Here is a 26242-nt window from a genome sequence, read left to right on the forward strand (position 1 = left end):
CACGCGTGGTCGGCAGCGGACGGGGTGGTGCCGAGTGGCGACAGGTGTCGCCTAACTCCAGGGTACTGGCGCGACGTCGTGAGCACTGCCGGTGAGGCGACGGAGGTCCCTTTGGCTGCCTCGGTAACCCAGTGCGTGGAGAATTAGCAGCGTGAGGAAATGTCTGGTGAGTGCCCACGCTTCAGTAATTAAATCGTTGATGTGGTAAACCAGTCTTGGCAGATCAGTTGGATGCACGATACGGTTACGTATCTGAGTTGCTATGTCCGCGGCATCTAACATGCGACCCTGTCTCACCACCTCCGCCTGCGCAAACGCGTGCAGCGCCGGCGTAATGGCTGGTTCGAGATTGACGGGGATGCTGGCGGAATTCAATACATGACGTAGGCGCTCGTGTCCCTTCAACTGATCAAACGCCGATCTGCTCATTTGCCTGTCCACCACAAGTCTGTGCCAAATGAAATGCTCAAGGCCGGCGAATCCCACCATGATTCGTGGCTCCAGGAAACCTGTCGGGATCATGCAGGCAATCGCAAACATCGTCTGATACCTCAGCCTCTCGCCGAGGAGTGAGTCCGACAGCGCTGGTATCGCCAGTTGTAGGTACGAATCGAGATCGGCTCCTTGAAATTCGGCCCACCACCCCGGGCTGATGCTGCGTGCTGGATCGCAATGAGGTACGAACCAGTGCTTCCATACAGCTCGTCCTAACCTGTCGTACCCAACCGGGAGAGCCGGCGCGATGTGGCAGCCGAAGGCAAAGGAGAAGGCCATATGGAGAGCCAGGCGAAGCGACTTTAGTTCATCGACAGTGAAGTCAGTTGCGTCCGCCTTCGCGACTTCCATCACATGGGTCATCAGAAACTTATCGGACGAATGAAGATCTGCCCATACTGCCCGATAGTCGGATCGCCGATCTAGCCGCAGGCGCCAGCCGGCGACTTCCATTTCCCAACGGTAAAAGTCCGGCGTGCCGCTTTCGCTAGATTGTACAAGCCGCGCTGAGCGCAACGCAGGTAGATTGAACCAGTGGAGCTTAGCTTGCGCTAACTTGACACTGGTGGATCCGAGCTCCGCCTCATTGATCCAACCCGCCTCCCAGGTACGCATGAATGCCTCGATAGGCCGGGATTTAAGGGCACCGTTTAGATTCAGGCTTAATGCTCGTTTCCCGAAAGCGATTGAACCGGCAGGATCAACTCTCCAGGCAATGCTCATATTGGACGAAGTGTCCATTCGGATCTCGCCCCGCAACGGACGGTCGGAAGCCACCCCCGAAATCTGTCCTTTGTAGAGCCGTAGTGGTCTTCCCGGGGCATTGTATCGGTAGGCAGGCTGGATTGCAGGATCAGTGCCCTGATGGCTCATGCGTAGGAGGGTATAGAAGGGTGGCATGGTTGCCACTTGGCCGAACGGATCGGATGGGCAACGAACGGAGCCGGTGGACCGCGTCTCGCGTAGGCGATGCTGTCTACAACACGACAGGGGCAACAGACGGTGTCGGCCACGAACGCCCGTGGACGGCATGGCCGGTCGGCGGCGGCCTTCATCGATTGGGCGACATGCCGATGGCGAACGGCGCGAGATGCGATACCGTCTTTGACGGGTGACTGATCGTGTGTTGGGTACTGATGCCGCTCAACGCAGACCAAACGTCACCGCGAGATTGGGACGCTGGGCCAAGAGTGATTCAAGGTGTCCGCGACTCCACAGTTCCACGGTCGGACGTTCTCGCGCCTCGTCCCTCTTTTCCACCCATTGAACCGCGTCGGCCGTAAAATGTCCGCTTGTCGCCACTACAAGCACGTCAACAACTGGCGGCTCCCAAAGGCGCATTTGAGCGACATTATTGCTTATGTCGTGCAGAGTGACGGATTTCGAGAGCCAATGCTTGCATTGAACAATTACGCGGTCCCGGCGAGTCCCGCTTAGAGGGTCAATTCGGACGCGAGTGGCCTGCAAATCCCGGCCGCGATCGGCTGCCCTGGTCTTCATTAGCCACTGGATGTTTTCGTAACCACTGGCCTCGGTGAGGATGTTGAAGGCAAGTCTCTCGAACTGTTCGTCGTCGAGTGCACCCCAATCGAGGGCGGTTGTGACGGGGCCGGAAGGGCGTCCATCGGTTAATGTCCCAAGGTCATCGACATCCACCGGGACCGGCTCATAATCGTCGTACATTCCTGCTGCTACGTCCGACCTGACGCTTGGCCAATCCAAATTGGCAATGTCATGAAGATCATGTCCTTGGCGAAAGTGAAAATGGCGCCGAAGGTCGCCCCACCTGCCTCGTCTAGGCGAGGAAGTGCCAAGTAGCCGGTCAATCTCCGCAAATATTTCCTCTAGCTGGTCGTATTCCGGCTCGTCAACTAGTTCTCGATTGTTCGGAATTCGACCTACAAGTGCAGCGAGCATTCGATCGAATTCCGCACTTAACTGCTCTAGGCGTGCTCGGACGACCTGGCGACGTTTGCGAGAGTAACGTTGCCGGTAATCGGCGATTTCTTCACCCGGAGCATCAACGCTACGATCGAACTGATGCCGCGAAAGAGGTTCGTCCAGTTCAAGGTGATCAAAGCGGATCTGCGCGATTTGATCTAGGTCGTTGAACAACTCAGCCGAAGGCCGCCATCCGTCAATAGAGGGAAGGGCTGAGCGGATCTCTTCGAATGACCGGGTTAGATCGCGATACCGGATATTCTCCGGACTGCCGCCTTCGAAGGCGACGCTGTCTGGGATAAGACCGCTCATTTCCTTCCACAGCTTCTCAAGACGGACGATGTTTGCCTCAGTCCTGTCGAACGCGTGCAGCGCAGTATCAAGGTCCATGATTGACATCCAACCATCCGCGTTGCTCGCCGGGCATCGGAAGATCAGCCGACTGGGCCAACTGCTGGAATGCGAGGCAATGCACAATGACTGCTTGCCTGGACCGACTGGGCCGCCAGTTGCCGACAACCGACGACCAGCGGTGATCGTCCCTCGTAGAAAGCGCAGGTCAGCCGTCCTGCCCGGTAACCGGCTAGACGGGTGATGGACGAGCCGACCTGCACGGCACGCTATCTCACGAGGTTCCCGGCCTTGATCCGAAATCCGGTGCACCGCCGAAGGGTAGAGGGGTAGTCGAGCCGCCGGCAAGGTAAACCGGAATTTGCCGGCTTCTCGCCTGTATCGCGGAGCGGACTCGTGGAGCTACGTTGCCGGGGAGACGCTGCGCGGCCTCCTGCAATGAGAAAAAAGCAACTTCCTCCAGTTCTTGAGCCGACAAGTCCAACCCGTCGAGGCTCGTCATGGTCCCGCAGTCGAACGTGAAACTGACTATTGCGCGGGGTCGCTGGCCGGCCGGCGGTGCCCAGTCCACGACGAGCAGGTCGCCTACCGTTAAGGAGACCCCCAACTCCTCGCGGATCTCGCGGGCACAGGCATCATGCGGGTACTCGCCCTCGTCCACATACCCCCCGGGAAAGGCCCAGTGGTCTCGGTACGAGGGTTTGACGAGCAAGACGTTGCCAGCCGGGTCTGTGATGAAGGCCGCCGTAGCGGCGTAGTAGGAGGCCAGGTTGGCGTACCAGATGGCAGGCTCTGTCCAGGTCACCCTGCAGACGCTAGCGGATGTTTCCCGATCTGCCCTCGCGCCTACGTGGCTGCTGCCGGCATGGTCGCGAGGACATGAAGGGCCTCATTGACCTGAGGTAGTCCACGCTGCGGGCTGAGCATGGCAGTGAGTTCGAGGACGCGCTGTTGAACGCGCGCGGAGCAAATGCCTGCGGCATCCTGCGCGAGCTTCCGACTCCAGTTGCAGGCGGAGTCAGTGTCGCCGGCGCGAGCATGGGTCATGGCAACCAAGGCCGTATGGAGTGCGCGCGTTCGCGTGTTCGCGCTGTTCAGCGTAAGCGCGTCGGGAGCTTGTCGAAGAGCCTGCGTGTACAAATGCAGGTCGCCTAAGCACCGCAACGCGGCACCGGCGAGATGAGCGTGGCTGAAGTAGTTGACCCAGCGAGGAGCAGTGCCTCTGTCAGTCCGATCAAGGGCACGCTCAGCCTTGGCGAGCGCGATTTGGCAGGCGCGACGTTCGCCTGACTGTCCGTAGGCGGTGGCGGCGGTGCTGTACAGCCGGGCGAGGACAGCACCGGGCGCGCGGCCTGCCCCGTCGATGGCCGCCTCGACGAGTCGTGCCGCGTCTCGGGCGTGCCCCAGGAACACAGCCTGGGTGGCGAGGTTAGCCAGTAGATGAGCACCGTAGAGACGGTCACAGGCGGCCTTGGCGAGCCGAAGGGCGATGGTCACGTGATGTTGGGCAGCGGCATGGTCGCCTGCGTCGTACGACATGAAGGCGAGCTGGCCGGAAAGCGTCGCAGCGGCGCGCATGAGGTCACGGCCCACCGCGTCGGTGTAGGTGCCGTGCAGCATGGGGGCCACCTGACGTACGAGGAAGTCGGCCATGAGTGCCCGGGTGCGCGGAGACCCGCTCCCGTGTCGTCGGTCCAGGTCGGTGAAGTGGTCCGCCAGCGCGTACAGCGATTGGACGTCGCCGGAGGTGACCTGCTGTCGGCCACTTCGACTGACGGTCTCATCGGGCAGGTCATACCGCCACCCGAGCGCGGCCTGCAGGGCTTTGCCGTTGTCGAGTGTTCCACTGACCTGTGGGTTCGGATGCTTGGCCAGCGTCGTCCACAGCTGCTCGGCGGCGTCGATCGCCCGACCGACGGACGTGGGGTAGTCGCAGGCTCCGATGCCGTGAGAACCGCGAAACCCCAGTTCGCTGACGGCGACGGTGCGACCGAGTTTGCGGGTGACCGTCTCGGCCATGGCTGCCTGGACATCCTCTCCAGGGCGGCGACCGCGTAGCCACCAGTAGACGCTAGCTGCGTCGTAGCGCCACGCGCCGTGGTTACGGCCAGCGTGATTGAGCTGACGGGCAAAGGCGGCGTGCGCGTTGCCGTAACCGGCGGCACGGAGCAGCGCTTCGAATGCCGCGTTTGTGACCGGCCGCGCCATGGTTTGCCTCCAGCCATCGAGCAACTACCAACAGTGACAAGCCTATGGGTGGCTGAGGTCCTGTGGGTGCCCGCGCAACCCCGCGCAACCCACGCCCTGAACAGCGCAAAGGGGCGCAACGCTCGCCATCTGGCTGGACACTGCGCAGTCGGCTTCGCTGATCCCAGGAAGTCCATGGGTGACGGCGCTGACCTGCCGCCGTGCACCGGTTGACGGAGGTGGGATGAAGGACAACGCGCCGGACAACACAGGCGAGCAGGCTGAGGCGGCCGAGCGCGAGGCCGCCAGACAACGCCTCCTCGCCCAGGCCGAGGCCGATCGAGTCCCGGTGGACGACACCACTCGCGCTGTCCCGGATCGGCGGTGGAAGCGTGACCGCTGAAGAGCTGCCGATCGGCCAACGAGTGACGCACTGGCGGATGCGGCGGTCGATGACGCAGCAGATGCTCGCCGACCGGGTCCGCAGGTCGAAGAGTTGGGTCGACAAGGTCGAACGCGGAGTCCGCGCCCTGGACCGGTACTCGGTGATCCAGGACCTCGCCCGCGTCCTGCGGGTCGATCCGGAGGTGCTGCTCGGCCAGCAGCGCAGTACGCCGGCCGGCACGCTGGACGGGGTCGACGAGATCCGCGCCGCTCTCGCCAGCTACGACACCCACCAAGCCCCAGCCCAGGAGGCGGGCGAGCTGCGTCGGCAGGTTGGGCACGCGTGGCTGACCTACCAGCACGCGCACTACCAGCAGTTGGTGCGAGTCCTGCCGGGTGTGCTCGACGCCGCCCAGGCTGCGCGGTCACCGGAGCTGCTGGTGCAGGCGTACCGGATCACCTCATCGGCGCTGGTGAAGCTCGGCGAGGCCGACCTCGGCTGGCTGGCCGCGGATCGCGCGATGGCCGTGGCGGGCGGCGATCCGGTGTTGTCGGCGACGGCGGCCGTGTCGATTGGGCAGGCGTTGCGCGCGTTGGGTCGGGACCGGTTGGCGCTCGCCGCGACGGTCGCCGCCGTGGACCGCGTCGCGCCGCTGCGGCCGGCGGGGGAGTCGGCCGTCTGCGGGACGCTGCTGCTCCAGGCTGCCCTGGCCGCCGCCGGCTGCGGCGACCCCCGCCACGCCGAGGAGCTGACCGACCGGGCCACCATGATCGCTGCCCAGATCAAAAGGTACGACGACGTCCATCGAACCTGTTTTGGGCCTGTCGCGGTGGACCTGGCTCGGGTGGTGGCGGCGGTGGATCGGGGTGAGGCGGGGGTGGCCGTCGCGCTCCACGCGGCGGTGCTTCGGCGGGAGGCGTGGCGGCGGTTGCCGGCCGAGTATCGGGGCGCGTACCTCGTTGATGTCGCGCGGGCGTACCTCCAGGTTGGTGACCTGCGTGGCGCCGCGCGGGCGCTGGTCGAGGCGGACAGTGTCGCGCCGGCTGAGGTTCGGTGCCGGCCTTTGGCGCGTACCGTGATCGCCGACGTCGCCCGCGCACACCCGGCGCCGGCCGGCGTGGCGCGACTGGCGACGCTGGTCGGCCTCACCCGCTGATTGGGCAGGTTGCGCTGCCTCCACGGCTGATCGTTTGGGTGACGGCGGTGTCGCGGTGAGTGGTCACGTTGTGGCATGGTGCGGTCGTCAGTGAGGCCGGGCAGACGGATCGGGTGACGGCGGTGCCGGAGAAGCTGGATGAGTGGCATGACTTTCGCAAAAGCGTGGCGCTGGTGTCGATGGTGCTGTTCTTCTTTTGCGTGGTCGGCCTGGGTTTCCTCCTCTACCAGTTGGCGATCGTCGAGGACGATGGGACTTTCAGCGGTTGGTCGTTCCTTCGGTTCATGTCGGTGGCGATCCCGCTCGGGGTGGCTGCGGCGACCGGCCTCGGTGTCTACCGCGCGACCACCAACGCCGAGTCGAAACGGCGTGGTCGGATCATGGGCCTTGCGCTGCTCGCCGCCGCGGCCCTGCTCGTCGTGACGGGCATCATCGGGGACCGTCTGTCATGACCTTCTCCGTCGAGCCTGGCGCGGCGTCCGCGCCCTGGACCGGTACTCCGTCCCGCCTCGCCGATCATGAGGTTGACGGGTTTTGGGATGGCGTGGCTCGCCTGGCGACGCTCGTCGGCCTCACCCGCTGACCGGTCACCGCGCGGTCTGGAATCGTCAGGCTCCGAACCGTCGACTACGGGCCGCGTAGGAGCGCAGGGCACGGAGGAAATCGATCTGCCGGAAGCCCGGCCAGTAGACGTCACAGAAGTACAGCTCGGAGTAGGCCGCCTGCCAGAGCAGGAAGCCGGACATGCGGCGTTCCCCGCTCGTGCGGATGACCAGATCGGGGTCGGGCTGACCACCGGTGTAGAGGTGTGCCGCCAGATCGTCGGCGGTTAGCCGCTGTGCGACCTCGTCGATTGTGGCGCCTGTCGCTGCCTCCTGCTCCAACAAGGAACGAACGGCGTTGACGATCTCTTCGCGGCCGTCGTAGCCGATGGCGACCGTGAGATGGAAGTCCGCGCCGCGTTCACGAGTGGCGTCCTCCGCGAGTTTCAGGGCGTGGCGTGTCGCGTCGGGCAGGACGTCCGCGCGGCCGGCCAGGTGAAGCTGCCAGGGGTTGGCCGGCCGAAGAAGAGGCTCCGCGACAACCTCTTCGATCATCTGCATCAGGTTCTCTACCTCGTCCGATGCCCGTTTACGCATGTTGTCCACGGAGGCGACGAACAGGGTGACGTGGCGGATGCCCATCTCGGCACACCAGCCCAGCACGTCGTGGATGTGCTCTGCGCCGTATCGGTGGCCCACCCGGGGATCATCGAAGCCCGCCTGCTTGGCCCACCGGCGGTTCCCGTCCATCACCATCGCCACGTGCCGGGGGAGCGGCTTGCCGGTGAGCTGGGTGCGGAGGCGGCGAGCGTAGAGCCGGTAGGCGGTACGGCGTAGGGGCTGCATCATGATCGAATTTAACACCCGCGGGGGTGCCCAGTGTTGCTGCTCGCGGGGGAGGTCGTCGCGTCCCGAAGCCGGTGTCGCAGGGCGCTGCCGTCAGCCCGCGTTGAGTGGTACGGCAGGCCAGCCCTTCCTTACGCACAGGGGGATGCCCGGGTAGAAGGCTGCCAGCTTCGCCGCGTCGCGTTGTGGCTCGGCCACCTCCAGGGTGACGCACTCGCCGAGCTCCACGAAGGAGCTGTGCACGACGACACCACGGCTCTGCCAGTGGGCCACGTCGGCGCGGACCCGCTCGATCCACCGGTCGAGGGTCCGTGCGGAGTACGGGGTGTCGACGAAGCGCACGGTTACGGCCGGCACCAGCGCCCGGATCTCGGCGTCGAAGTCGCGGGTCGGTACGCGATACACCAGCAGCACATCGCCGGGTACGTCGAGGCTCACCCCGGCGTACGTGTGGGGCCAGCGGGGGAGGGCGGCGTTCTCCACCTGGGTAGCGGCGTCCATCAGTGCCTCTTGGCCCGGCCAGTACGACTGCTGCGGCAGCGGCGTCGCCGAGGTGGACGGCTGCTGCGGGTCGGCCGATGCGGCCGGCGTGGCGCACGCGGCGAGCAGTGCCAGCAGTGGCAGGGCCAGCAATGTGGCGCAGCGTCGGTGCATGCACGACCTTCCCCGGCTCGGTGATCAGCTCGCCAAAGACGAACCGGCCCGCGTCGTCCTATTACATCGCCACGAGCTGTGAGGAGCCGAACAACCAGTAGTCGTAGTGCGGCAGGGCTGCCGGCCAGTCGGCGCCGGGGACCGGAATCAGGCGAACGTCCTCACCGGCGTCGACCGTGTGCTCGTAGGCCCAGCCGCACTCGAACCGGACGTAAGCCGGCCCCACCCGATGAAGGGTCACGCGGCCGTCCACGAACAGCACCGTTCACCCTGAACGACGCAACCCTCCACATGACACGCGACCGGCCGACGGCCCGGGTGGGGTTTCCGGGAACGTGAGATTCGGGCATGTATCCCGACACTGCTGGAGGGGAGAGACGGCAAATGCTGGTGACTGGTTATCTCGGCGCGGTGCTCATCGGTGCCCTCATCGGCCTGCTCGGCCGACTCATCCTGCCAGGGAGGCAGCGGATCGGTCTCTTCGCGACGTTCGTCATCGGCGTCGGCTCGGCGGTGCTGGGCACCGTGGTCGCCAGGGCGCTTGATATCGACGACGGAGCCGGCGTGGAGGTGTGGGTGCTGCGCTGGGACTGGGTCGTGCTCGCGATCCAGGTCGGCGTCGCGATCATCGCCGTGGCGTTGGCGAACATGCTCACCTTCACCCGGCTTGCCGGCGGCGACGACGCCCCCCGTCGGCGGGTCCGTCGCAGCCGGGCCAAGAACTGAAGCGTCGCTCGGGAGCGCCCCGAGGGGGTGTGTTATTCGCGGCCGAGCCAGGTGGCGACGCACGCCTCATTGCTCTCGGCGTCGGCCAGGACCCACCACTTGGGTGCGTGCGCGTCGGAGACCAGGTGGCCGCCGGCGGCCAGGGCGGCGGCGATGCGAGCCTCCGCCTGATCGTGGGGGACAGCTATGTCGAGGTGCAGGCGGTTGCGCTGTGGGCGCGCCGCGTCCATCGGCTGCAACCCGAAGCCCGGGCCGCGGCGCGCCGGGTCGGCCAGGTAGTCGTCGCCGATCTGCCGATAGCCGAGCAGCGCCCGCCAGAACGGCAGCACGTCCGCGCCGGCGAGTGCGTCAAGGGTGACGTTGATGAGTTGGACGGCGGTCGGGTCGGCGGGGATGCCCAGCTCCTTGGCGACGCCCGAGATGAGCTGGGCCAACGAGATGTCGCGCCGGGTCAGGCTCACGGTGACGCCGGTGGCGCGCAGGTCGACGGTGAGGTGCTGCTGCTGGGCCTCGTCGGTGAGCCGGCCAATCTCGTCGACGAGCGCGATGCCCTCGGTCAGCGAGCCGGTCGGAAAGTAGGCCGAGACCAGGTGGTAGAGGGAGCGCCAGTCCTCGACACCGTCGGCCGCGTGGAACTGCGCGGCCGTGATCTGCGCAGTCATGTCGGCGAACCTAACATCGGCGGCGCGACTCTGTGGGCACAGCATCTAGGCTCCCGCCATGCAGATCATCGAAGGCGCGGGCCGGTGGACGGCACCCGCCGGGGCCGCCAACGACTGGGTCGAACAGTTGAGGGTGCCGGCACTGTCGGTGGGGACGTACTGCATCCCGGCGGGTGGTCTCGACGATCAGAGCCCGCACACCGAGGATGAGATCTACGTGGTCACCGCGGGGCGGGCCCGGATCGTGACTCCGGACGGCGCGGCCGAGGTGGGCCCGGGTTCGGTGATCTTCGTGCCGGCTGGCGAGGAGCACCGGTTCGTCGAGGTGACCGAGGACCTGGCGCTGCTGGTGGTGTTCGGCCCGGCGTACGGCTCGCGCGCTCCGGGTCGGCGAGCCGAGTAAGGGAGGCCCGGCCAGAGTCGACGCCAGCCAACTCGGCGTCGAGGGCACCGGGCCGTTAATCGAAGGTGAGTGGTCGGTAGGCTGCGCCGGTCGTCGATCAACGGGGAGTTTCGGCCATGGTTCGCAGATGGATGCTCGTCGGTTTACTGGTGCTGGTAGCGGGCTGCGACTCGGGCGGTAATTCCTCGCCGGAGCCGGCCACCGTCGACGCGCTCGCCCAGGTGCGTGCCGCGGCCGCCAAGACCGCCGGGGTGCCGGCGCACGTGACGTTGAGCGTGCCCAACGTCGAGGTCGCCGGCGACACCGATCCGGTGGGAAAGGCGCTGACCCTGACCGTCACCACGACTGCCGACGGCAAGGCCGTCGAGTCCAAGGTACGGGTGGTCGGCGACGACGCGTGGAGGACGCTGGGCAGTACCTACCTGCCGAACATCGACCCGACGAAGTTCATCTGGTTCCCGACGTCGGATTTCGCCACGGCGTCCCTGCTGCACCTGGGAGACACGTTCGACCCAGCGGGGATCAAGGGCCTCTCCGCGGCCATGACGGGCGCCACGCGTACCGGTGAGGGCACCTACACCGGCAAGCTCGACTTCACCGTGGCGCCGGCGGGGGTGTCCCGGGGCCTCCTGCCAGCGACGGCTGAGCAGTTGGAGCACCACGGTGGTGTCTCGCAGTCCGTGCCGTACGAGGCGGCGGTGGACGCTCAGGGCTACCTGACCTCGCTGACGGTCACGCTGCCGACCTTCGCGAGCACGGCCACGTTCTCCGACTTCGGCAAGCCCGCGAAGATCGAGAAGCCTGGTGCGGCCGAGGTTGTCGAGGTGCCGGACGGGCTGCGCCGCCTCCTGTCGAGCTAGGTGGTGTGTCCCGGCCGATCGCATCCTCTGTCCGGCGTGCCACGCATCGCGCTGCCGGCGGGGCGTCGACCGGTGGTGCAGCTCGTGGTCAGAGAGGCGTCGTCCGCGCCCTGCGCCGGGTGAGCGCGTCGCGAATGGCAAAGACGACGAGCGACAGCGGGACGAAGACCCACAGCTGAAGGATCGTGTAGCGGCGCAGCTCTCGGGTGGTGTCGACGCCAGCCAATTCGGCATCGAGGGCGCCGGCCCGCGTCAGCGCGATCGCGTACGCGGACAGCGGGGCGTAGTTGAGACCCACACCGACAAACCACAGGCCGAACGCGCGACCGCCGACGCCGCTCGATGACGCCAACAGCCAGACGCCCAACGTCACCATGAAGACCACACCGACCAGGAACTCGGCCAGAATGATGCGCCGCCGACGAATGGTGCCTCGGGCGCCGTACATGTCGATGGCCGCCAAACGACGAACGTCCATGCGTCGATGATGCCACCGGCGGGCAATTTTCGACGCGCGGTGCCGCCGATCTGACGCTCTGCCGGTGTACGGTCCACCTCGCGGGAATACTGGTCCGTGGCCGCCGCGCTTGAGGAGCACGACATGACCGTGACCTACACGTTCGACGTCTTTTCCAGCCTCGACGGCTACGGCGCGGCCGGGGCCGACTGGGCCGGCTACTGGGGTAAGCAAGGCCCCGAGCTGCTCGACCGCCGCCTCTCCCTCTACGACGAGAAGCAGCGGATGGTCTTCGGAGCCACCACCTATCGGGAGTTCGTCGACATGCTGGCCGGCAGCACCGAGGACTCCGAGGTGCGTGACCCGTGGGTCACCCGAATGTGGAACTCGCCGGCGACGGTGGTGTCGACGACGCTGAAAGCACCCCTCGAATGGCCGAACGCGACCGTCGTGAGCGGTGACGCCGTCGACGTCGTCGCCCGACTCAAGGAGGAGTCGGAGGTGCCGTTGCGCTCGCACGGCAGCCTCTCGATGAACCGGGCGCTGATGGCCGCCGGCCTGGTCGATCGCGTGCAGGTCACGCTCTTCCCGGTCGTCACCGGTCAGAGCGGAATGGCCCCGGTCTTCCAGGGTGCCGCCGACTTCGACCTGGAGTTGCTCGAGAGCCGGACGCTCGACGGCCACATCCAAGAGCTGATCTACCGACCCACCATCCACTGACCCGTACGGTCCTCGCGGCCGGAGCATCTAGGGTCGGTGGTGTGCGGATCCGGATCGACGGCAGCGACCTCCCGGGGCGGCGCGTCGGTGCCGAAGCCGACGCGCTGCGGCTCGGCAACGTGCACGTCGGACTCCAGCGCAAGACCGAGGTCGTCGATCAGGTACGCGCCGACGCGGCGGAGGCGACCTGGAGCTTCGAGGTGTCCAGCCGCGACGTCGACGGGATGCTGGATGTCGGCGGCCCGTGGGTGCATGGGCGGCCGGGAGCACGGTTCCTGTGTCTGAGCTGGGGCGCGGTGACCGAAGACGGCTTCGCGATGTTCAGACGGGCGAAGTTGATGTTCACGGACATCCCGACCGACTTGCTCCGTGCCGCACACGAGGGCAGCGGGCTCCTGGTCGGCCGAGTCGGCTTGACCGATGCCAGCGGCGGGCCGCTGTGCGCTCGGGTCCACCCTCCCGCCATCACTTGGACGCTGGAGTAAGCCGCACGCGGATCGCCGCCTGGGCGAGCTCGTCGGGGCAGCGCCGACACCCCGTCGGCTGCCACAGTGGCACGATGAAGGCAGACCTGCACAGCTACCTGAGAGACGGCCGCGAGGCGCTGCTGTGGAAGCTCGACGGGCTCAGCGAGTACGACGTACGGCGCCCGCTGACCCGGACCGCCACCAACCTGCTCGGTCTGGTGAAGCACTCGGCGGCTTCGGAGATCCTCTACTTCGGCCTCGTGTTCGGTCGGCCGATCAGGAGGAGTTGCCCTATGCCGGCGAGGCAGCGGAGCCGAATGCCGACATGTGGGCGACCGCCGATGAGACCCGCGAGGAAATTGTCGGCCTGTACCGCCGCGCGGCAGCCCACGCCGACGCCACCATCGAGGCCCTTGCGCTGGACGATGTCGGCCGTGTGCCGTGGTGGGGCGACGAATCGGTCACGTTGCCGGCCGCCCACCGGGGGGCGAGGGGCGCCGCTCCCGTACCAGCATGTTTTGATCTTTCAATGACCTCCGACGCCCCTGGTTGGGAAGCCATCGACGCACGTCTCGACGTGCTGTACCCCGATGTCGAGCCGAAGCACTACGGCACGCTGCACCGTTTCGCTCTGGGGGGCCCGGACCCGCTGGACGGCATCAGCTTCTATCCGCGTGACTCGCCGGTGTCGCACTGGCACATCGTCAGCTACGGCATGAGCGAGCTGTATGCCAAGGAGTCCGACAACCCCGAGGAGTCGGGCTGGGGCTTCGAGTTCACCTTCCGGGTCACCCGCGACATCGAAGACACCGATCCGCCGATGTGGGCGGCGAATATGCTGCAGAACCTCGCCCGGTACGTGTACTCCAGCGGCAACTGGTTCGAGTCGGGCCATCACATGGACGCGAACGGGCCCATCTGGCAGGACTACGAGACCGCGGTGACAGCGCTGGCCTTCGTCGAGGACCCGGAGCTGGGTACGATACCCACCCCGCACGGCCAGATGCAGTTCCTGCAGGTGGTGGGCCTGACCGGCGACGAGTACGAGGCCGTTCAGCAGTGGACCACCGAAGGTGTACTCGGCCTGCTCGCTGAACGGGCACCGCTGCTGGTCACCGACCTGGACCGGCCGTCGCTGACAGACGATGCAGCGGTACGGGCCGTGATCGAGGCCGGGCGTGCCCACGACGACATCTCTCCGGCCTAACGGCAGAGACGCGAGCCGTTACGCTCGCAATTCATGAGTGGTGGAGTAGCGGGCCCCCGTGGGCGGGACGTCGGTCTGGTGTGGGGGATCGTCGCCGTGTTCTGCATTGCGCCGGTCTTCTACACCTGGCTCCGTTCGCCCGGTGCGACGGACCAGGCGGTGTTTGGTCGGGCGGCCTCGCTCGCGGTGCTACTCATCGCGCTGATGCTGACGGCGGTCGCCGCGGTGGTGTCGGTCGTGATCTGGTACGGGGCGCGGGACTGGTCGCGCGGTCGCCGATGGGGTGCCGCCGGACCATTGCTCGCCTCCGCGCTCGCTGTCGTCGTGCTGGGGGTCGGTTGCCTGACGGTGGCACAAACGAGCGTTGACCTTGTTCTGGGTGGTCTGCTGGTGGTGGGTGCGGCGGCAGCGGCGATGGTGGCGGGGCAGGTGGTCCGGGTACGGGCGACAGCTGCTCGCGACCGGTTACGGAAGCGGTTCGAGCAGCTCCGAAAGGACCGTTCCTGACCGATGACGGCCGCGTGTCGCACTGCCGTCACTCCTTCGTCGCAGTGTGCAGGTCTGTGGTACTGATCGGGGTTCGTGGTCGCTCTGGTCGGAGGTGGCGCAGGTGGACGCTGAGGTTACTGCTCTCGCGGCAACTGTCGTGCCTTATGTGGCGGTGGCCGCGAAGGCGTACGGCACCGAGGTCGTCACCCGCCTGCAGGATGTGGCGGCGGACGCGACGGTCGGGTTGGGCGGCCGGTTGTTGCGTCGGTTGCTCAGGCGGCCGGAGTCGGCGCCGGCGGTGGAGGCGGCCGTGACGGACCTGGCCGAGGACCCGGCCGACGAGGACCGCGTGGCGGCGTTGCGGGTGCAGGTCGGTAAGGCGTTGGCCGCCGACGCGCAGTTGGCCACTGATCTGTCGCAGATCCTGGCTTCCGCCGGTGTGGTGGTGACGGCGTCGGGTGTGCGTTCGGTGGCGGCGCAGACGATCAGTGGGGTGGTGGTGACCGGGGACGGCGCGGAGGTGACCCGGTGACCGGTCCGGGGGGCGCGGCTGGGGAGCCTGCGAGCGCGAGCGCCAGCGGCGGACGGTCGGTCGCCGCGGGTGAGATCAGTGGCCTCGCGGTCACTGGTGACAACTCCGTTGTCGATGCTCGTCGAATCGAGCTGCACCGCCCAGCGAGCGATCCGGAGGTCGGAAAGCGGCTGCACAACCTCCCGAGGCCACCAACCAGGCTGTTCGTCGGCCGTACCGAGGAAGCCGCCGAGTTGGACGAGGTGATGGCGGCCGGCAGCGGGGTGATCTGCCAGGCGGTGCATGGCCTGGGTGGGGTGGGGAAGACCGAACTGGCATTGCAGTACGCCCACCGATGGCGGGACCGGTATGCGGTGCGGTGGTGGGTGAGTGCGGACAGCCCGGCGACGATTGAGAGCGGTCTGGCGGCCCTCACGGCACGGGTGAACCCGGACCTGGCGATGACGACGACGACCGCCGAGGCGGCGGCGTGGGCGATCGGCTGGCTGCAGAACCAGTCCGGCTGGCTGCTCGTGCTGGACAACGTGGAGCAGCGCTCTGACGTCGAGCCGTTGCTGGCGCAGTTGGACAGCGGACACGTCCTGATCACCACTCGGCGCGACGTGAACTGGGATGTGCTGGTCGACGGGTGTCTGCGCCTGGACATGCTGGACCGTGCGGCCGCGGTACGACTGCTGCTGGAGCGCGGAGGGCAGTCGGACCAGTTGGCGGCGGCGGTGTTGGCCGACGAGCTGGGGTATCTGCCGCTGGCGTTGCAGCAGGCGGCCGGATATCTGCGGCAGACGCGCCTGTCGATGTCCGTCTACCTGGATCGTCTCCGGGCCCAGCCCGTCGAGGTGTTGAACACGATCGCCGAGGGTGACCAGGCCGAGCGGGCGGTCGCGCAGGTGTGGTTGGAGACGCTGGGCCGGTTGCGCAACGAGCGGCCGACGGCGATCGAGCTGCTGAGGATCCTGTCGTGCTACGCGGCCGACGACGTGCCCCGCGAGGCGCTGGTGACGTTCGCCGAGGACCCCGCTGACGTCGACCGGGCCCTGTCCGCGCTGGCGTCCTTCAATCTCGTCACGCTCGCCGAGACGACGGCCAGCACCCACCGCCTTCTCCAGACGGTGGTCCGTAACCACGCGCAGACCGAGCCGGACACCAGCGACGAGAGCGGCGACCGGCAGGGCACCCTGTGGTGGCGGGTCACGCATCGAGCAGTGGAGATGCTCAACCGTGCGCGGCCCGGGGGGAACCCGTCGGATGCCGTCGACACCTGGCCGCAGTGGAGAGCCGTCGCCCCACATATTGAGGCGCTGGCCCAACAGATACCCGACGACAGCATCGATTTGACGTACGTCTCTCTGATCGGCCAACTTGCCATCTACTACGGCTCCCAGGCCAGGTACGAAGCGGCGATGAGGTTCGAACAACGGGCGTTGGGGATCAGTGAGACGGCGTTGCCGGCTGGACATCCCGGCATCGCCCTGCGGTTGAACAATCTGGCACACAGGCTCGGGGATCTGGGGCGGTCGGAGGAGGCGTTGCCGCTGCAGCGGCGTGCGTTGGAGATCAGTGAGGCGGCGTTGCCGGCTGAACAGGCCAACATCGCGGTCCGCCTGGGCAACCTGGCGTACACGCTTACGACGTTGGGGCGGTCCGAAGAGGCGTTGCCCCTGCAGCGGCGGGCGCTGGAGACCAGTGAGGCGTCACTGCCGGCAGACCACCCCGACATCGCAAACCGCTTGGGCAACCTGGCGTACACGCTCACGACGTTGGGGCGGCCCGAAGAGGCGTTGCCCCTGCAGCGGCGTGCGTTGGAGATCAGTGAGGCTGCGTTGCCGGCTGGGCACCCCGGCATTGCCCTCCGGCTGAACAATCTGGCGCACACGTTGGGGGATCTGGGGCGGTCGGAGGAGGCGTTGCCCCTGCTGCGGCGTGCGTTGGAGATCAGTGAGGCGGCGTTGCCGGCTGGGCATCCCGATATCGCGACCCGGCTGAACAATCTTGCACAGACCTTGGAAGATCTGGGGCGGTCCGAGGAGACGTTGCCCCTGCAGCGGCGGGCGTTGGAGATCAGTGAGGCGGCGTTGCCGGCAGGGCATCCCGACATCGCGCTGCGACTGGACAATCTGGCGTACACGCTCGGTGGGCTGGGGCGGCCGGAGGAGGCGTTAGCCCTGCGACAACGGGCGTTGAAGATCAGCGAAGCGGCGTTGCCGGCAGGACATCCCGACATCGCGTTACGGCTGGACAATCTGGCGTACACGCTGAGTCGTCTGGGGCGGCCGGAGGAGGCGTTACGCCTACGACAGCGGGCGTTGAAGATCAGTGAAGCCGCGTTGCCCTCGGAGCACCCCGGCATCGCACTGCGGCTGGAAAACCTGGCCTACACGCTCATCGATCTGGGGCGGTCGGACGAAGCGTTGCCCCTGCAGGAGAGGGCGTCGCAGATCAACAGCGAGGTCCAGCGGAGGCGCGGCGGTGCAAGCGATGCGGCGACGCCGGGGGATCAGCCCAGCGACACCTGACGAGCAAGCCAGCCGGTGGAAGGCGTGGCGCAGGCTGCTGGCCGAGGGCGGCTCAAGCCGATGCCTGCTCGGCGAGGCTGTCGCGGCCCTCCGGCGTCATCTCCTGGTACGTCGTCCAGAAGTCGTCGAAGGCCGTGGCCAACTCGTCCCCGTAGGTGCCGCTCGCGATGGCCGCTCGCAGGGTGAGGTCCCCGTTCTGCACTGCGGTCGCCATCTCGCGGACGACGGGGTTGGCGCTGGTGCGCAGGTCGGCGAGTGCGGCGCGGAGCAGGTTGGCGCGCTGCTCGTCGCCGCCGGCCAGGTCGTCGAACTCGTCCATCCGAGGGTTACGCCGTCGCGCCGACGAGCGGGTGGTCGTAGCGACCGCCGTCGGGCAGGGCGGGCAGCGTGACGGAGTCGAGGTCGCTGAGGTCGCGGGCGAGGGCCGCGCGGAAGGCGAGGACGGCGGCGGTCAGTTGCTGGCACAGTTTGGTGGCTTCACCCCACAGGCGGAGCAGGTTGGCGACCTCGGCGGCGGCGAGGCCGTAGCCGACTGCGGCGCCGATGCCGGTCGCGCTGGTGGCGGTGCCTGCGGCGGCGGCGATGCCGGCGATGATGGCGGCGTCCAGGATGCTCTTGACGACCCCGCCGAGGGCCTCCCCGGCGGACCAGACCGCGTCGGCCATGCCCCGGTAGGCGTCGCTGATCCTGCCGAGGGGACCGTGGAGGTCGGCGATGGCGTTGGCCGTGGTGGTGAAGTAGTGGAAGGCAGCGTCGCCCGCGACGCCCCGCCATTGCGGGTGGAGGGTGCTGGTGCCGGACTGGACGTTGTAGGCCAGGTCGTGCAGCGCCCGGCCCATGTTGGTGGCGACGGGGGCCATGGCGGCGAGGGACTCCCAGTCGCCGAAGATCCGGGTCTGGATTTCGCCGACCGGGTCGAAGCCGAACACGTGGTCGAACACCCCATTGAGCCAGGCCGATGGACTCAGGTAATCCATCCAACCCAGCGCGTTCGACGGGGTGCCCGACTCGCCGGGAGGGTCGAGGGAGCCGGTGACGTCGCGTGGGTCGACGAAGTTTGCCGGGTCGCAGGGATTGGTGATCAGCTCCAGTTCGAGAGGTGTGATGCAGCGTTCGAGCGCGGCGGGCAGCGTGCGGTCGAGGCGGTCGGCGGCGGAGAGGTCGGTGGTGCGGTAGTAGGACGCGGCGGTGCGCAGCTCGGGGGCGGAGGCTTCCAGGAGGCACGCGAGCCGGTTGAGGACTCCGTTGATGACGACGACCGCGTGGTCGTGACCGGTCTTGGCGATGCTGAACGCCTCACCGCCGGTGCCCGCCTCGGCATGGCGGTCGTAGTAGCCGCGGATGGCCCACGCGTCCTCGGCGGCGCGGTCGACCTGCCGCGCGAAGCCGGCCACCGCGTCGGGCTCGACGAACAGTGTCATCACGACTCTCAGTCGACGAGGAAGACGCCGGCCAGGCCGACGACCGCGAGGGTGACGGCGGCGACGAGCAGGTGCAGGCGGGGGCGCGGCTCGCGCACGGCGTAGGTGCACAGCCCGAGCGCGCCGCCGACCACCGAGGCCGTGAACCAGGGCAGGCGCGCGGGGCTGGCCTCACCAACAACGATCATGTACGTGGCGACCGCCGCGAAGAAGATGGCGGCGTTGGCGATCGTCTGCCGCAGATTTCGGGACGCCGTGTGCTGGAGCCTGCCGACCGACGCGCGATAGGCCTCCGTGGCCTCGGCTCGTTGCTCTGCCGTCCCGCGCTGTCGCGTGCTGCGACCGCCCGACTTCCGCCCCCGACTCATGCCAGCGAAGATACCAACGACAGTGATGAGATCACTGCCCTCAGTAGTGACGTTGGGGTGCAGCGGAGGGGCCACTCGTCCGAGTGGCCCCTCGCTGTGTGCCGATGAGCGGCTAGCATTCAGGTTGGCAGGTCAACCGTGCTCTGCTCTGTCGGGCGCGGCCTCGGGAGGGTGTTCCAGCACCCTCTCGAGGGGCCGTCCAACGGGACGGCCACCTACTCGCAGAAGACACGCACCTTGGCATCGGGCGAATCGATGTCGACGGTCACGTCGTCGAGGTGCTCGATGAGCGCCTCGAGCTGTTCGGGCTTGAGCTGGGTCAGGTCGAACGGCACGCCCGAATCGCTCAGTGAGGCGTTGGCCTTGACCATCGCCTGCGGCGGGATCAGGGCCGTCAGCCGTACGCCGGCCCGCAGCAGTTGCAGCGGCACCCGCACGTTGACCCGCGACGGCTCGCCGTTGTCGACAGCGTCCACCAGCACCCGCAGGTACTTCACCTTGCCCTTGGGTCGGGCGTCGGGGCCCGACGCCGTCGCCGGCTGGTCCCGGTCGAGTGCGGCGATGAGCTGCTCCGCCTCCTCTGCGGTGATCTTGCCCTCGGCCAGCATGTCGAGGATGTCCTTGCGCTGTTCGTTCATTCGAACCTCTCCCTATCGGATAGCGACGAGCACGGCCGTGCGGCCCTGCTCGATGTCGAAGCGGGCGCCGGGCAGCGCGGAGATGACGCGCCATCCAGAGCCGAGCGCCCGGACCACTCTGATGCGGAACACGAGGCAGGCCACAATCGCCGCCAGCACGACCAGGACCACGACCGGGAGGAGCACCAGCACCACGGGGAGCACCGGAACCCAGATCCGGATGGGCCGATGCTCTGGGCGTCTGACCCGGACGGTCACCAACTGCGGCATCACTGCCGACCGTCCAGCTCGGCCAACGCCTCCTGTGCGGTGATCTCACCGCGGCGCAACCGATCGATGATGTCCGCCCGCGACGGCGCCGGGTCGACCTCGACGAAGTCGAGCATCTGCGTGATCCGGTTGAGTCGTGACTTGATCGTCGGGTAGCTCACCCCGAAGATCCGCTCCATCTCCTTGATGGAGCCGTGGCACCGCACGAACGCCGTGACGAAGACCTGATCCTCGACGTTGAGCTGAGCCAGTTGGGGGACCCCGAACTCGCCCTCGATCGCGATGCCGTTGCCCGCCAGGCGCACCCGCTCGACGACGAACGGCTGGCCCCGGGTCAGGTTCGTGAGTTCCTGCCAGTCCATCGCCTGCTCTGTCATAACTAAATTTGTACTCGGCGAAACCTCAACTTCCAAGAGTTAAACCTTAATTTTTTTAATCTGGACCTGCGTGGACCCGCTCGGTGCCCTGGATCACCCCGAAAGGGCGGTTCTTGGGGTGGTATGCGAGGTATCCGGGATTGGATCAACGCTCAGACATCGGCTAGCGTGCGCGTCCGTGAAACCCAATCGCTTCGCTTCCGCCCTGTTGATCCTTGCCGCCACGACCGCGCTCGCCGCCTGCGGCGACGCAGACAAGGCAACGACGGCCGGATCCACGCCGTCTGCCTCCACCTCTGTCTCCACGTCTGTCGCCCCGACCTCGGCAGCCGCCTCCGCGCCCGCTGCGGCGGCCGGCGCGAGCGACAAGAAGCTCTGCGAGACGGTGAAGAAGGCCGGGGACGACATGAAGGCCGAGCTGCTCAAGGTCGCCATGGCCGGTGAGCCGTCGGCGGCGGACTTCAAGAAGATCCTGATCGGGCTGAAGGACCAGCTCAGCGCGGCGGCCTCGGCCGGAGGCGACAGCAAGGTGGCCACGGCCGTCCAGCAGTTCAACGCCGAGGCGGCCAAGGCGGCAGCGGCGGCGGACCCGGCGGAGGCCGCCGACAACCCGGCCTTCGAGAAGGCCGGCACCGACATCACCGCCGCGTGCAAGGCGGTCGGGGTCAGCGTCAACTTCTGATCGATCTCCCCTGGCCGCCCGCGTCACCCGGGCGGCCAGGGGAGTGGAACCAACGTCAGGCCACCAGCGAAACCTGACCGTTGTCCAGGTCGTAGCGGGCGCCCACCACTCGCAGCGTGCCCTGCTCCACCCGCTCGGCGATGATCGTGCTGCGTGCCGAGAGCGCCTGCACCTGAGCCGCGACGTTGGCTCGCACCGCGTTTTCCACTGGGTCGCCGGGCTGGCCGAGCACCGGCTCGACGATCGGGCGCAGGCTGTCCACGATCGTGCGGATGTGCCCAGGCGCCGTACCGCCGGTCCGGATGGCGTTGATGGTGGCGCTGATCGCACCGCAACGCTCGTGGCCGAGGACGACGATCGCCAGGCTGCCGAACTCCTCGACCGCGAACTCGATGCTGCCCAGGAGCAGGTCGTCGACGATGTTGCCGGCCACCCGGTTGTCGAACAGGTCACCCAGCCCCTGGTCGAAGAGCACCTCGGGAGCCACCCGGGAGTCCGCGCAGCCGACCGTGATGGCGAACGGGTGCTGGCCGGCGGCGAGCCGGTGCAGGTCGGCGAGGCCCTGGTGCGGGTGCCGGCCGTGGCCGGAGACGAACCGCCGGTTGCCGGCGCGCAGCCGGCGCAGCGCCTCGGCTGGCGTCTCGACCGGATCGTCGGCCGGCGTGGCGGCCGCGGCGGACGGGCTGGCCGTGGCCGCGCCGAGCGCGACAGCGGCGGCAGCACCACCGGCTGTCAGCAGTGAACGACGGGACAGCTGGGAACGTGCCACGATGATCTCCCAAGGGTGAGGCAACTGCCCTTCTTCCTACCAGCACCATCCACCGTGGTGGATGCCGGCTACTCACAGCCGAGAGCCTCTTCGTCTCCAGCAGGGCGTGCTCGCCGCCCGTGGTGATGTCACCCGCGCGGGTATACGTATGTGCTCAGAAGAAATCTATGAGCGAAGCGGTAGACATGCTCTCAGCCGTCGGCTAACGTTCCTGACGTCAAGAACGAAGGTAACAAAGACGCGGACGTCACCGCCCCACCCGAGGGCGAAGGGGTTGAGCCGGGAACGTGCCGGCTTCGGCCCGGTTCGGCGGCAGAGATTTGCCGTGGACAGGTGGAATGCACGACAGCGGGTGAGGCCGACGCAGGATTCAGGGCTTCATCCGAGGCAGGAAAGGTTCGTCGTACGTGTCGGGGCCATGAAGTCGCGTGGGGCTCGGACACCGGCGGCCAGCACGGAGTACGACAGAGGAATTCAGAGGCAAGGGAGGGCAATACACCGTTGGATCGCCCGCTGCCAGTCGCATTCGTGGGCTGGGCGCGGACACCGCAGTTTCCATCGAACGAGAGGTGGTCTCCGGTCACGCTTATGCGATCCTCGCACCCGAAGTCTTCACTGGAGGCTGGTGCGGTTACGACAAGCCGACGTTCTGTCGGTCGATGGTGTTCCTGACCCACAACCCTTGGGCCCCGGTGCTTCCGAGCACCGGGGCCCTCGTGATGGAGGTTCCATGGCCCAATTGGGCGACATGCTCGACGATGAGGATTACCCCGCCTACACGATGGGCCGCGCCGCCGAAATCCTCGGCTGCTCGCAGGACTTCCTGCGTCGGCTCGGCGACGCGAAACTGATCGAGCCGCACCGCTCCGGTGGCGGGCACCGCCGCTACTCCCGCTATCAACTGCGCCTCGCCGCGCGGGCCCGGGAGATGTGTGATCAGGGCACCGACATGGCCTCGGCCTGCCGGATCATCATCCTTGAGGACCAACTCGAAGACGCCCTTCGCCAGAATGAACGCCGCCAGCACGATTGAGCGCACCCGCCCGGGGCTGGATGCCCGAGGGTGACGCGAGCGCCGTACGGCCCCTCCCAACAGGGCAGGGGCCGTCTGTCGTTCGTGGAGCGCTGTCGCACCGCTCTGCCGCCTCATCCGAGGCTGCCGGGGGCATCGACCAGGCACCGCCTATGCAAACCACCACTTGTGCAAATGATGACTTGTATTAGGCTTGGGTCATGCCTTCCTCGCTCGTGGCCCCCGGCCCCGACCTCGACTCGGCCTTCGCCGCGCTCGGCGACCCCGTCCGTCGCGCCCTGCTGGCCCGTCTCGCCCAGGGCGACGCCACAGTGGGTGAGCTCGCTGAGCCGTTCGAGCTGACCCAGCAGGCGATCTCGCACCACATCGGTGTCCTCCGCAGATGTGGCCTGGTCGACCAGCGGCGCGAGGGCACCCGGCGCCCCTGCCGGTTGAGGGTCGAGCAGCTGGCGCTGCTCGGCACGTGGATCGACGACCAGCGCCGCACCTGGGACGACCGACTCGACGCCCTCGCGGAACACCTCAGCGACGACGGAGTGGCCCGTTGACCAGCGCAGAGCTGCGCGGCGACGAGCTGATCGCCGCCCGCCACCTCCCGGCGGCCCCCGACCGAGTCTGGGTCGCCTTCACCTCACCGGCCGGCATCGCCGCGTTCTGGGGCGGTTCGCACGCCACCGTGCCCCCGGAGTCCGTGACCGTCGACCTGCGGTCCGGTGGAGAGTTCGCGCTCGACACCCGTGCGCCGGGCGGCCTGAGCCGACGGCTCCGCTTCGTCTACGTGCGCATCGCCGCACCGCACGACCTCGTGTTCGACGAGCCGGTCACCGGCCTGCGCACGACCGTCACCATCCGCCCCGCTGGCGACGGCACACACCTCACGGTCCACCAGCGTCGGCTTCCCCCCGAACTCCGGACGACCCAGGCGGCCGACGGGCTCGCCTCGATCCTCGACGCCCTCGCCGCGCACCTGCGACACGACCAGGCCACACCAGGATGGAGAACGCCATGATTCAGACCACCCAACGCGACCTCGTCGCGGAATACTTCGCCGGCTTCCGGACGAGCGACCACCCGCGGATCCTCGCGACGCTCACCGACGACGTCGAGTGGGTGATCCACGGCCACCGGACCACCCGGGGCAAGGCCGAGTTCGACGGCGAGATCGAGAATCCGGGGTTCACCGGCAGCCCCGAGCTCGACGTCCAGCGTGTCCACGAGGACGGCCCGGTCGTCGTGACCACGGGCGAGGGTCGGGGCGTCAGCATCGACCACGGGCCCTTCCGCTTCGCGTTCAACGACCTGTTCACCTTCCGCGACGGGCTCATCGCGCGCGTGGACTCGTACCTCGTTCCGCTGGCCTGAGGCCGCCACCCAGGGCCCACCCCGGCGACGTCCGCCGCGCCCGGTCACTCGAAGAACTTGATGCTGAACCCGGTGTCGGTCGTCGGGCCGGGCACGTTGGCGCGGCGGTAGGTCGTGTTGCCCCACCAGCAGAAGGTGCCGGTGTACCAGTACCGGTTCTCCCAGGCGTACGGGGTGCCCTTCGACACGGCGTGGAACATCAGCGGGAACCTCGGCCCGGCCGGCGGGCTCGTGGCGATGTCGCCGTTGAGCAGGACGAAGCTGTGGTGGCCGGGGCCGTCGACGGACAGGGTGGGGTCCCAACCGGCCATCATGGTGGCCCGGTTCGAGCCGAACAGGCAGCCGTTCGACTTGTACCAGTCCCACACGTACGTCGGGTCGCCGCCGGCTCGCAGCCTCAGGTCGGCGAGACAGTACTGGTTGCTCCAACTGCCGTTCGCGGAGTAGACGATGTGGAGCTGCCCGTTCGGGTCCCGGATCGCCTCGGGAGCCTCGTTGATGTACGGGTTGCCGACGACGCGTTCCCAGCTCTCCCGCGGCTGGGAGATGACGTAGCGGTTGCCCGTCGGGGTGACCGGGTCGCTCATCCTGCTCAGGTAGATGTTCTGTTCGACGTTGGTGTCGCCGGCCCACCCCGACCAGACGAACCACCGCTGCCCGTTGAAGGTGAACAGGCTGCCGTCGATGGCCCACTTGCCGCCCGGCAGCGCGAGCTGCCGCTCGGCCGTGTAGCCGCTGGCCGGCGACGCCGAGCTGATCGCGTACATGCGGTGGGCGGGGCCGCGACCGGCCGAGAAGTAGATGTAGTAGCGGCCACCGTCGGTGATGATCTCCGGAGCCCAGACCTCGCCCAGGTTGCGGGTGTCCGTCCAGACCTGCCGCGCGGGTGCGGCGGCCAGCGCGTCGGTCGACGACGCCTGCCGGACGGCGACCCCGCCGTTGAGCGACTGGACGGAGATGTAGGTGCCGCCGACGCGGATCACGCTCGGATCGGCGGCCCGCAGAGTGGTCTTCGCGGCGTCGGCCGGGCCGGCGCCGGGGATGGACAGCCCGGTGGCGACCATGGCCGCCAGCACGATGGAGAGGAGCCGTGGCAGAACTCGGTTACCCACGTTCAGTCCTTTCCTCCGCCTAGTAGCAGAACGGCGGCGGGTCGTCTGGATCGATCGTGATGCCGAGCTGCCCGCACTCGATGGCGCTGCCCTGCCCCTTGATGCGCCAGCCCTGACCCGCATTGTATTGAAAGACGTACATGCCGTCACCCTCCTGGTCGCGGTCCCAGCCGGTGGCCCAACCCTTCCAGCAGTCCACCGTGCTCGGGGTGATCTGGTAACCACTGGGGAGCCCCGGCCACGCGGTTCAGGGTCGCCGCCGTCACCGGGCAACCGACTGAGGAACGCGTACCCGTTGCACCCGCGGACGGCCGTGCCGGCGACGTCGACGTCTTCGACGGCGGGACTGTCGACGGTGTCGGCGACGCCGAGGTCGGTGCCGGTGACGGTGAGCTGGTGGGGCTCGGCGGATTGGTGGCCGGTGGGGTCGGCGGGCCGAGTACTCGGCCGCCCGTCACCGTCGCCCCGACGACGATCACCAGCACGCCGGTGGCTACGGCGGTACTCGTGGTGAGCATGCTGCGTCGGCGTAGTTGACGGGATGTGTTCAGCGCCCGCTCGTACAGGTCGGGGCTGCCACCGTGCTCCGCCAGATCGGTCATGGCCTCGCGCAGCCG

The 26242-nt window shown here is 67.6% G+C and carries 35 protein-coding genes and 1 pseudogene; 18 read left to right on the forward strand and 18 right to left on the reverse strand.

Annotated elements, in window-relative coordinates; translation table 11 throughout:
- Positions 1-51 precede the first annotated feature (51 nt).
- From V6V47_RS18255 to V6V47_RS18270, 4 genes are all read right to left on the reverse strand, one after another.
- On the reverse strand, positions 52-1368 hold the full coding sequence (locus V6V47_RS18255) for a hypothetical protein (protein WP_334629468.1): 1317 nt from the start codon (positions 1366-1368) through the stop codon (positions 52-54).
- Between the two features lie 270 nt (positions 1369-1638).
- Positions 1639-2835, reverse strand: coding sequence for a restriction endonuclease (locus tag V6V47_RS18260; RefSeq protein WP_334629469.1), 1197 nt, complete (start codon positions 2833-2835; stop codon positions 1639-1641).
- A gap of 226 nt (positions 2836-3061) precedes the next feature.
- On the reverse strand, positions 3062-3592 hold the full coding sequence (locus tag V6V47_RS18265) for an NUDIX hydrolase (protein WP_334629470.1): 531 nt from the start codon (positions 3590-3592) through the stop codon (positions 3062-3064).
- Positions 3593-3633: 41 nt separating this feature from the next.
- Positions 3634-4995, reverse strand: a complete 1362-nt coding sequence (locus V6V47_RS18270) for a hypothetical protein (RefSeq protein WP_334629471.1) — start codon at positions 4993-4995, stop codon at positions 3634-3636.
- A 223-nt stretch (positions 4996-5218) separates the two neighbouring features.
- Between V6V47_RS18270 and V6V47_RS18275 the strand changes: the two genes are divergently transcribed.
- Genes V6V47_RS18275 through V6V47_RS18285 form a run of 3 tightly spaced genes read left to right on the forward strand, consistent with a single transcriptional unit; the run spans position 5219 to position 6967 of the window.
- Entirely contained in the window at positions 5219-5377 is a 159-nt protein-coding gene (locus V6V47_RS18275; RefSeq protein WP_334629472.1) for a hypothetical protein, read from the forward strand.
- The gene (locus tag V6V47_RS18280; protein ID WP_334629473.1) at positions 5367-6515 is read left to right on the forward strand and encodes a helix-turn-helix domain-containing protein; all 1149 of its coding nucleotides are present in this window, start codon (positions 5367-5369) and stop codon (positions 6513-6515) included. Before V6V47_RS18275 ends, V6V47_RS18280 begins: the two co-directional genes overlap by 11 nt.
- 59 nt (positions 6516-6574) lie before the next feature.
- The gene (locus tag V6V47_RS18285; RefSeq protein ID WP_334629474.1) at positions 6575-6967 is read left to right on the forward strand and encodes a hypothetical protein; all 393 of its coding nucleotides are present in this window, start codon (positions 6575-6577) and stop codon (positions 6965-6967) included.
- Positions 6968-7123: 156 nt separating this feature from the next.
- On the opposite strand, the gene uppS is transcribed toward V6V47_RS18285, so the two are convergent.
- The 3 genes from uppS to V6V47_RS18300 all read right to left on the reverse strand — a co-directional run bounded on the left by uppS (position 7124) and on the right by V6V47_RS18300 (position 8810).
- Entirely contained in the window at positions 7124-7906 is a 783-nt protein-coding gene (gene uppS, locus V6V47_RS18290) for a polyprenyl diphosphate synthase (RefSeq protein ID WP_334629475.1), read from the reverse strand.
- 90 nt (positions 7907-7996) lie between these two features.
- The gene (locus V6V47_RS18295) at positions 7997-8557 is read right to left on the reverse strand and encodes a hypothetical protein (protein ID WP_334629476.1); all 561 of its coding nucleotides are present in this window, start codon (positions 8555-8557) and stop codon (positions 7997-7999) included.
- 61 nt (positions 8558-8618) lie between these two features.
- Entirely contained in the window at positions 8619-8810 is a 192-nt protein-coding gene (locus V6V47_RS18300) for a DUF6879 family protein (RefSeq protein WP_334629477.1), read from the reverse strand.
- A 131-nt stretch (positions 8811-8941) separates the two neighbouring features.
- Between V6V47_RS18300 and V6V47_RS18305 the strand changes: the two genes are divergently transcribed.
- The gene (locus V6V47_RS18305; RefSeq protein ID WP_334629478.1) at positions 8942-9283 is read left to right on the forward strand and encodes a GlsB/YeaQ/YmgE family stress response membrane protein; all 342 of its coding nucleotides are present in this window, start codon (positions 8942-8944) and stop codon (positions 9281-9283) included.
- A gap of 32 nt (positions 9284-9315) precedes the next feature.
- Here V6V47_RS18305 and V6V47_RS18310 read toward each other — a convergent pair whose 3' ends face one another.
- On the reverse strand, positions 9316-9945 hold the full coding sequence (locus V6V47_RS18310) for a VOC family protein (RefSeq protein ID WP_334629479.1): 630 nt from the start codon (positions 9943-9945) through the stop codon (positions 9316-9318).
- Between the two features lie 58 nt (positions 9946-10003).
- Between V6V47_RS18310 and V6V47_RS18315 the strand changes: the two genes are divergently transcribed.
- Together V6V47_RS18315 and V6V47_RS18320 are read left to right on the forward strand one after the other, a co-directional pair.
- Entirely contained in the window at positions 10004-10348 is a 345-nt protein-coding gene (locus V6V47_RS18315; protein ID WP_334629480.1) for a cupin domain-containing protein, read from the forward strand.
- 116 nt (positions 10349-10464) lie between these two features.
- The gene (locus tag V6V47_RS18320; RefSeq protein WP_334629481.1) at positions 10465-11208 is read left to right on the forward strand and encodes a hypothetical protein; all 744 of its coding nucleotides are present in this window, start codon (positions 10465-10467) and stop codon (positions 11206-11208) included.
- Positions 11209-11296: 88 nt separating this feature from the next.
- Here V6V47_RS18320 and V6V47_RS18325 read toward each other — a convergent pair whose 3' ends face one another.
- A complete protein-coding gene (locus V6V47_RS18325) occupies positions 11297-11686 on the reverse strand; it encodes a hypothetical protein (RefSeq protein WP_334629482.1) in 390 nt (129 codons plus the stop codon).
- 123 nt (positions 11687-11809) lie between these two features.
- Between V6V47_RS18325 and V6V47_RS18330 the strand changes: the two genes are divergently transcribed.
- The 7 genes and pseudogenes from V6V47_RS18330 to fxsT all read left to right on the forward strand — a co-directional run bounded on the left by V6V47_RS18330 (position 11810) and on the right by fxsT (position 17593).
- Positions 11810-12385: a dihydrofolate reductase family protein gene (locus V6V47_RS18330; RefSeq protein ID WP_334629483.1), complete on the forward strand. Its 576-nt coding sequence runs from the start codon at positions 11810-11812 to the stop codon at positions 12383-12385.
- A gap of 41 nt (positions 12386-12426) precedes the next feature.
- A complete protein-coding gene (locus tag V6V47_RS18335; protein ID WP_334629484.1) occupies positions 12427-12870 on the forward strand; it encodes a DUF5990 family protein in 444 nt (147 codons plus the stop codon).
- Between the two features lie 74 nt (positions 12871-12944).
- A pseudogene (locus tag V6V47_RS18340) lies at positions 12945-13061 on the forward strand (mycothiol transferase); the annotation flags it as partial.
- A gap of 116 nt (positions 13062-13177) precedes the next feature.
- Complete coding sequence (locus V6V47_RS18345; protein ID WP_334629485.1) at positions 13178-14059, forward strand: suppressor of fused domain protein; 882 nt, start codon at positions 13178-13180, stop codon at positions 14057-14059.
- Between the two features lie 33 nt (positions 14060-14092).
- The gene (locus tag V6V47_RS18350; protein WP_334629486.1) at positions 14093-14566 is read left to right on the forward strand and encodes a hypothetical protein; all 474 of its coding nucleotides are present in this window, start codon (positions 14093-14095) and stop codon (positions 14564-14566) included.
- 103 nt (positions 14567-14669) lie between these two features.
- On the forward strand, positions 14670-15080 hold the full coding sequence (locus tag V6V47_RS18355; protein WP_334629487.1) for a hypothetical protein: 411 nt from the start codon (positions 14670-14672) through the stop codon (positions 15078-15080).
- Complete coding sequence (gene fxsT / locus V6V47_RS18360; RefSeq protein ID WP_334629488.1) at positions 15077-17593, forward strand: FxSxx-COOH system tetratricopeptide repeat protein; 2517 nt, start codon at positions 15077-15079, stop codon at positions 17591-17593. The genes V6V47_RS18355 and fxsT overlap by 4 nt, the downstream gene beginning before the upstream one ends.
- Positions 17594-17645: 52 nt before the next feature.
- On the opposite strand, the gene V6V47_RS18365 is transcribed toward fxsT, so the two are convergent.
- The 6 genes from V6V47_RS18365 to V6V47_RS18390 form a co-directional block, all read right to left on the reverse strand.
- Positions 17646-17912, reverse strand: coding sequence for a hypothetical protein (locus V6V47_RS18365; protein WP_334629489.1), 267 nt, complete (start codon positions 17910-17912; stop codon positions 17646-17648).
- A 7-nt stretch (positions 17913-17919) separates the two neighbouring features.
- On the reverse strand, positions 17920-19017 hold the full coding sequence (locus tag V6V47_RS18370) for a hypothetical protein (protein WP_334629490.1): 1098 nt from the start codon (positions 19015-19017) through the stop codon (positions 17920-17922).
- A gap of 5 nt (positions 19018-19022) precedes the next feature.
- Positions 19023-19382, reverse strand: coding sequence for a hypothetical protein (locus V6V47_RS18375; RefSeq protein ID WP_334629491.1), 360 nt, complete (start codon positions 19380-19382; stop codon positions 19023-19025).
- Between the two features lie 215 nt (positions 19383-19597).
- Positions 19598-20020: an SHOCT-like domain-containing protein gene (locus V6V47_RS18380; RefSeq protein ID WP_334629492.1), complete on the reverse strand. Its 423-nt coding sequence runs from the start codon at positions 20018-20020 to the stop codon at positions 19598-19600.
- 12 nt (positions 20021-20032) lie between these two features.
- Entirely contained in the window at positions 20033-20215 is a 183-nt protein-coding gene (locus tag V6V47_RS18385; protein WP_334629493.1) for a hypothetical protein, read from the reverse strand.
- A 74-nt stretch (positions 20216-20289) separates the two neighbouring features.
- Entirely contained in the window at positions 20290-20667 is a 378-nt protein-coding gene (locus V6V47_RS18390; protein ID WP_334629494.1) for a DUF2089 domain-containing protein, read from the reverse strand.
- A 178-nt stretch (positions 20668-20845) separates the two neighbouring features.
- Here V6V47_RS18390 and V6V47_RS18395 point away from each other — a divergent pair, with 178 nt between their 5' ends.
- Positions 20846-21349, forward strand: a complete 504-nt coding sequence (locus V6V47_RS18395) for a hypothetical protein (protein WP_334629495.1) — start codon at positions 20846-20848, stop codon at positions 21347-21349.
- 55 nt (positions 21350-21404) lie between these two features.
- Here V6V47_RS18395 and V6V47_RS18400 read toward each other — a convergent pair whose 3' ends face one another.
- Complete coding sequence (locus tag V6V47_RS18400; RefSeq protein WP_334629496.1) at positions 21405-22118, reverse strand: carbonic anhydrase; 714 nt, start codon at positions 22116-22118, stop codon at positions 21405-21407.
- Positions 22119-22848: 730 nt separating this feature from the next.
- Between V6V47_RS18400 and V6V47_RS18405 the strand changes: the two genes are divergently transcribed.
- The 4 genes from V6V47_RS18405 (at position 22849) to V6V47_RS18420 (ending at position 24513) form a co-directional block, all read left to right on the forward strand.
- Positions 22849-23151 carry a helix-turn-helix domain-containing protein gene (locus tag V6V47_RS18405; RefSeq protein WP_334629497.1) on the forward strand — a complete coding sequence of 101 codons (303 nt, stop codon included), beginning with the start codon at positions 22849-22851 and terminating at the stop codon, positions 23149-23151.
- Between the two features lie 200 nt (positions 23152-23351).
- Positions 23352-23699 (forward strand): ArsR/SmtB family transcription factor, encoded by a 348-nt coding sequence (locus tag V6V47_RS18410; RefSeq protein ID WP_334629498.1) that lies wholly within the window; start codon positions 23352-23354, stop codon positions 23697-23699.
- Positions 23696-24160 carry an SRPBCC family protein gene (locus tag V6V47_RS18415; protein WP_334629499.1) on the forward strand — a complete coding sequence of 155 codons (465 nt, stop codon included), beginning with the start codon at positions 23696-23698 and terminating at the stop codon, positions 24158-24160. The genes V6V47_RS18410 and V6V47_RS18415 overlap by 4 nt, the downstream gene beginning before the upstream one ends.
- Entirely contained in the window at positions 24157-24513 is a 357-nt protein-coding gene (locus tag V6V47_RS18420; protein ID WP_334629500.1) for a nuclear transport factor 2 family protein, read from the forward strand. Before V6V47_RS18415 ends, V6V47_RS18420 begins: the two co-directional genes overlap by 4 nt.
- A gap of 44 nt (positions 24514-24557) precedes the next feature.
- Here the strand turns inward: V6V47_RS18420 and V6V47_RS18425 are convergent, their stop codons facing one another.
- Positions 24558-25625, reverse strand: coding sequence for a glycoside hydrolase family 43 protein (locus V6V47_RS18425; RefSeq protein WP_334629501.1), 1068 nt, complete (start codon positions 25623-25625; stop codon positions 24558-24560).
- Positions 25626-25644: 19 nt separating this feature from the next.
- Positions 25645-25824 carry a hypothetical protein gene (locus tag V6V47_RS18430; protein WP_334629502.1) on the reverse strand — a complete coding sequence of 60 codons (180 nt, stop codon included), beginning with the start codon at positions 25822-25824 and terminating at the stop codon, positions 25645-25647.
- Positions 25825-26242 lie beyond the last annotated feature (418 nt).

Source organism: Micromonospora sp. CPCC 205539 (assembly GCF_036906815.1).
GTDB lineage: Bacteria > Actinomycetota > Actinomycetes > Mycobacteriales > Micromonosporaceae > Micromonospora.

Coding starts and splice junctions, on each gene's coding strand:
- V6V47_RS18255 (WP_334629468.1), bottom strand. CDS start 1,368: ATGAGCCATCAGGGCACTGATCCTGCAATCCAGCCTGCCTACCGATAC.
- V6V47_RS18260 (WP_334629469.1), bottom strand. CDS start 2,835: ATGTCAATCATGGACCTTGATACTGCGCTGCACGCGTTCGACAGGACT.
- V6V47_RS18270 (WP_334629471.1), bottom strand. CDS start 4,995: ATGGCGCGGCCGGTCACAAACGCGGCATTCGAAGCGCTGCTCCGTGCC.
- V6V47_RS18275 (WP_334629472.1), top strand. CDS start 5,219: ATGAAGGACAACGCGCCGGACAACACAGGCGAGCAGGCTGAGGCGGCC.
- uppS (WP_334629475.1), bottom strand. CDS start 7,906: ATGATGCAGCCCCTACGCCGTACCGCCTACCGGCTCTACGCTCGCCGC.
- V6V47_RS18295 (WP_334629476.1), bottom strand. CDS start 8,557: ATGCACCGACGCTGCGCCACATTGCTGGCCCTGCCACTGCTGGCACTG.
- V6V47_RS18305 (WP_334629478.1), top strand. CDS start 8,942: ATGCTGGTGACTGGTTATCTCGGCGCGGTGCTCATCGGTGCCCTCATC.
- V6V47_RS18310 (WP_334629479.1), bottom strand. CDS start 9,945: ATGACTGCGCAGATCACGGCCGCGCAGTTCCACGCGGCCGACGGTGTC.
- V6V47_RS18315 (WP_334629480.1), top strand. CDS start 10,004: ATGCAGATCATCGAAGGCGCGGGCCGGTGGACGGCACCCGCCGGGGCC.
- V6V47_RS18320 (WP_334629481.1), top strand. CDS start 10,465: ATGGTTCGCAGATGGATGCTCGTCGGTTTACTGGTGCTGGTAGCGGGC.
- V6V47_RS18325 (WP_334629482.1), bottom strand. CDS start 11,686: ATGGACGTTCGTCGTTTGGCGGCCATCGACATGTACGGCGCCCGAGGC.
- V6V47_RS18330 (WP_334629483.1), top strand. CDS start 11,810: ATGACCGTGACCTACACGTTCGACGTCTTTTCCAGCCTCGACGGCTAC.
- V6V47_RS18345 (WP_334629485.1), top strand. CDS start 13,178: ATGTGGGCGACCGCCGATGAGACCCGCGAGGAAATTGTCGGCCTGTAC.
- V6V47_RS18350 (WP_334629486.1), top strand. CDS start 14,093: ATGAGTGGTGGAGTAGCGGGCCCCCGTGGGCGGGACGTCGGTCTGGTG.
- V6V47_RS18365 (WP_334629489.1), bottom strand. CDS start 17,912: ATGGACGAGTTCGACGACCTGGCCGGCGGCGACGAGCAGCGCGCCAAC.
- V6V47_RS18375 (WP_334629491.1), bottom strand. CDS start 19,382: ATGAGTCGGGGGCGGAAGTCGGGCGGTCGCAGCACGCGACAGCGCGGG.
- V6V47_RS18380 (WP_334629492.1), bottom strand. CDS start 20,020: ATGAACGAACAGCGCAAGGACATCCTCGACATGCTGGCCGAGGGCAAG.
- V6V47_RS18390 (WP_334629494.1), bottom strand. CDS start 20,667: ATGACAGAGCAGGCGATGGACTGGCAGGAACTCACGAACCTGACCCGG.
- V6V47_RS18405 (WP_334629497.1), top strand. CDS start 22,849: ATGGCCCAATTGGGCGACATGCTCGACGATGAGGATTACCCCGCCTAC.
- V6V47_RS18410 (WP_334629498.1), top strand. CDS start 23,352: ATGCCTTCCTCGCTCGTGGCCCCCGGCCCCGACCTCGACTCGGCCTTC.
- V6V47_RS18420 (WP_334629500.1), top strand. CDS start 24,157: ATGATTCAGACCACCCAACGCGACCTCGTCGCGGAATACTTCGCCGGC.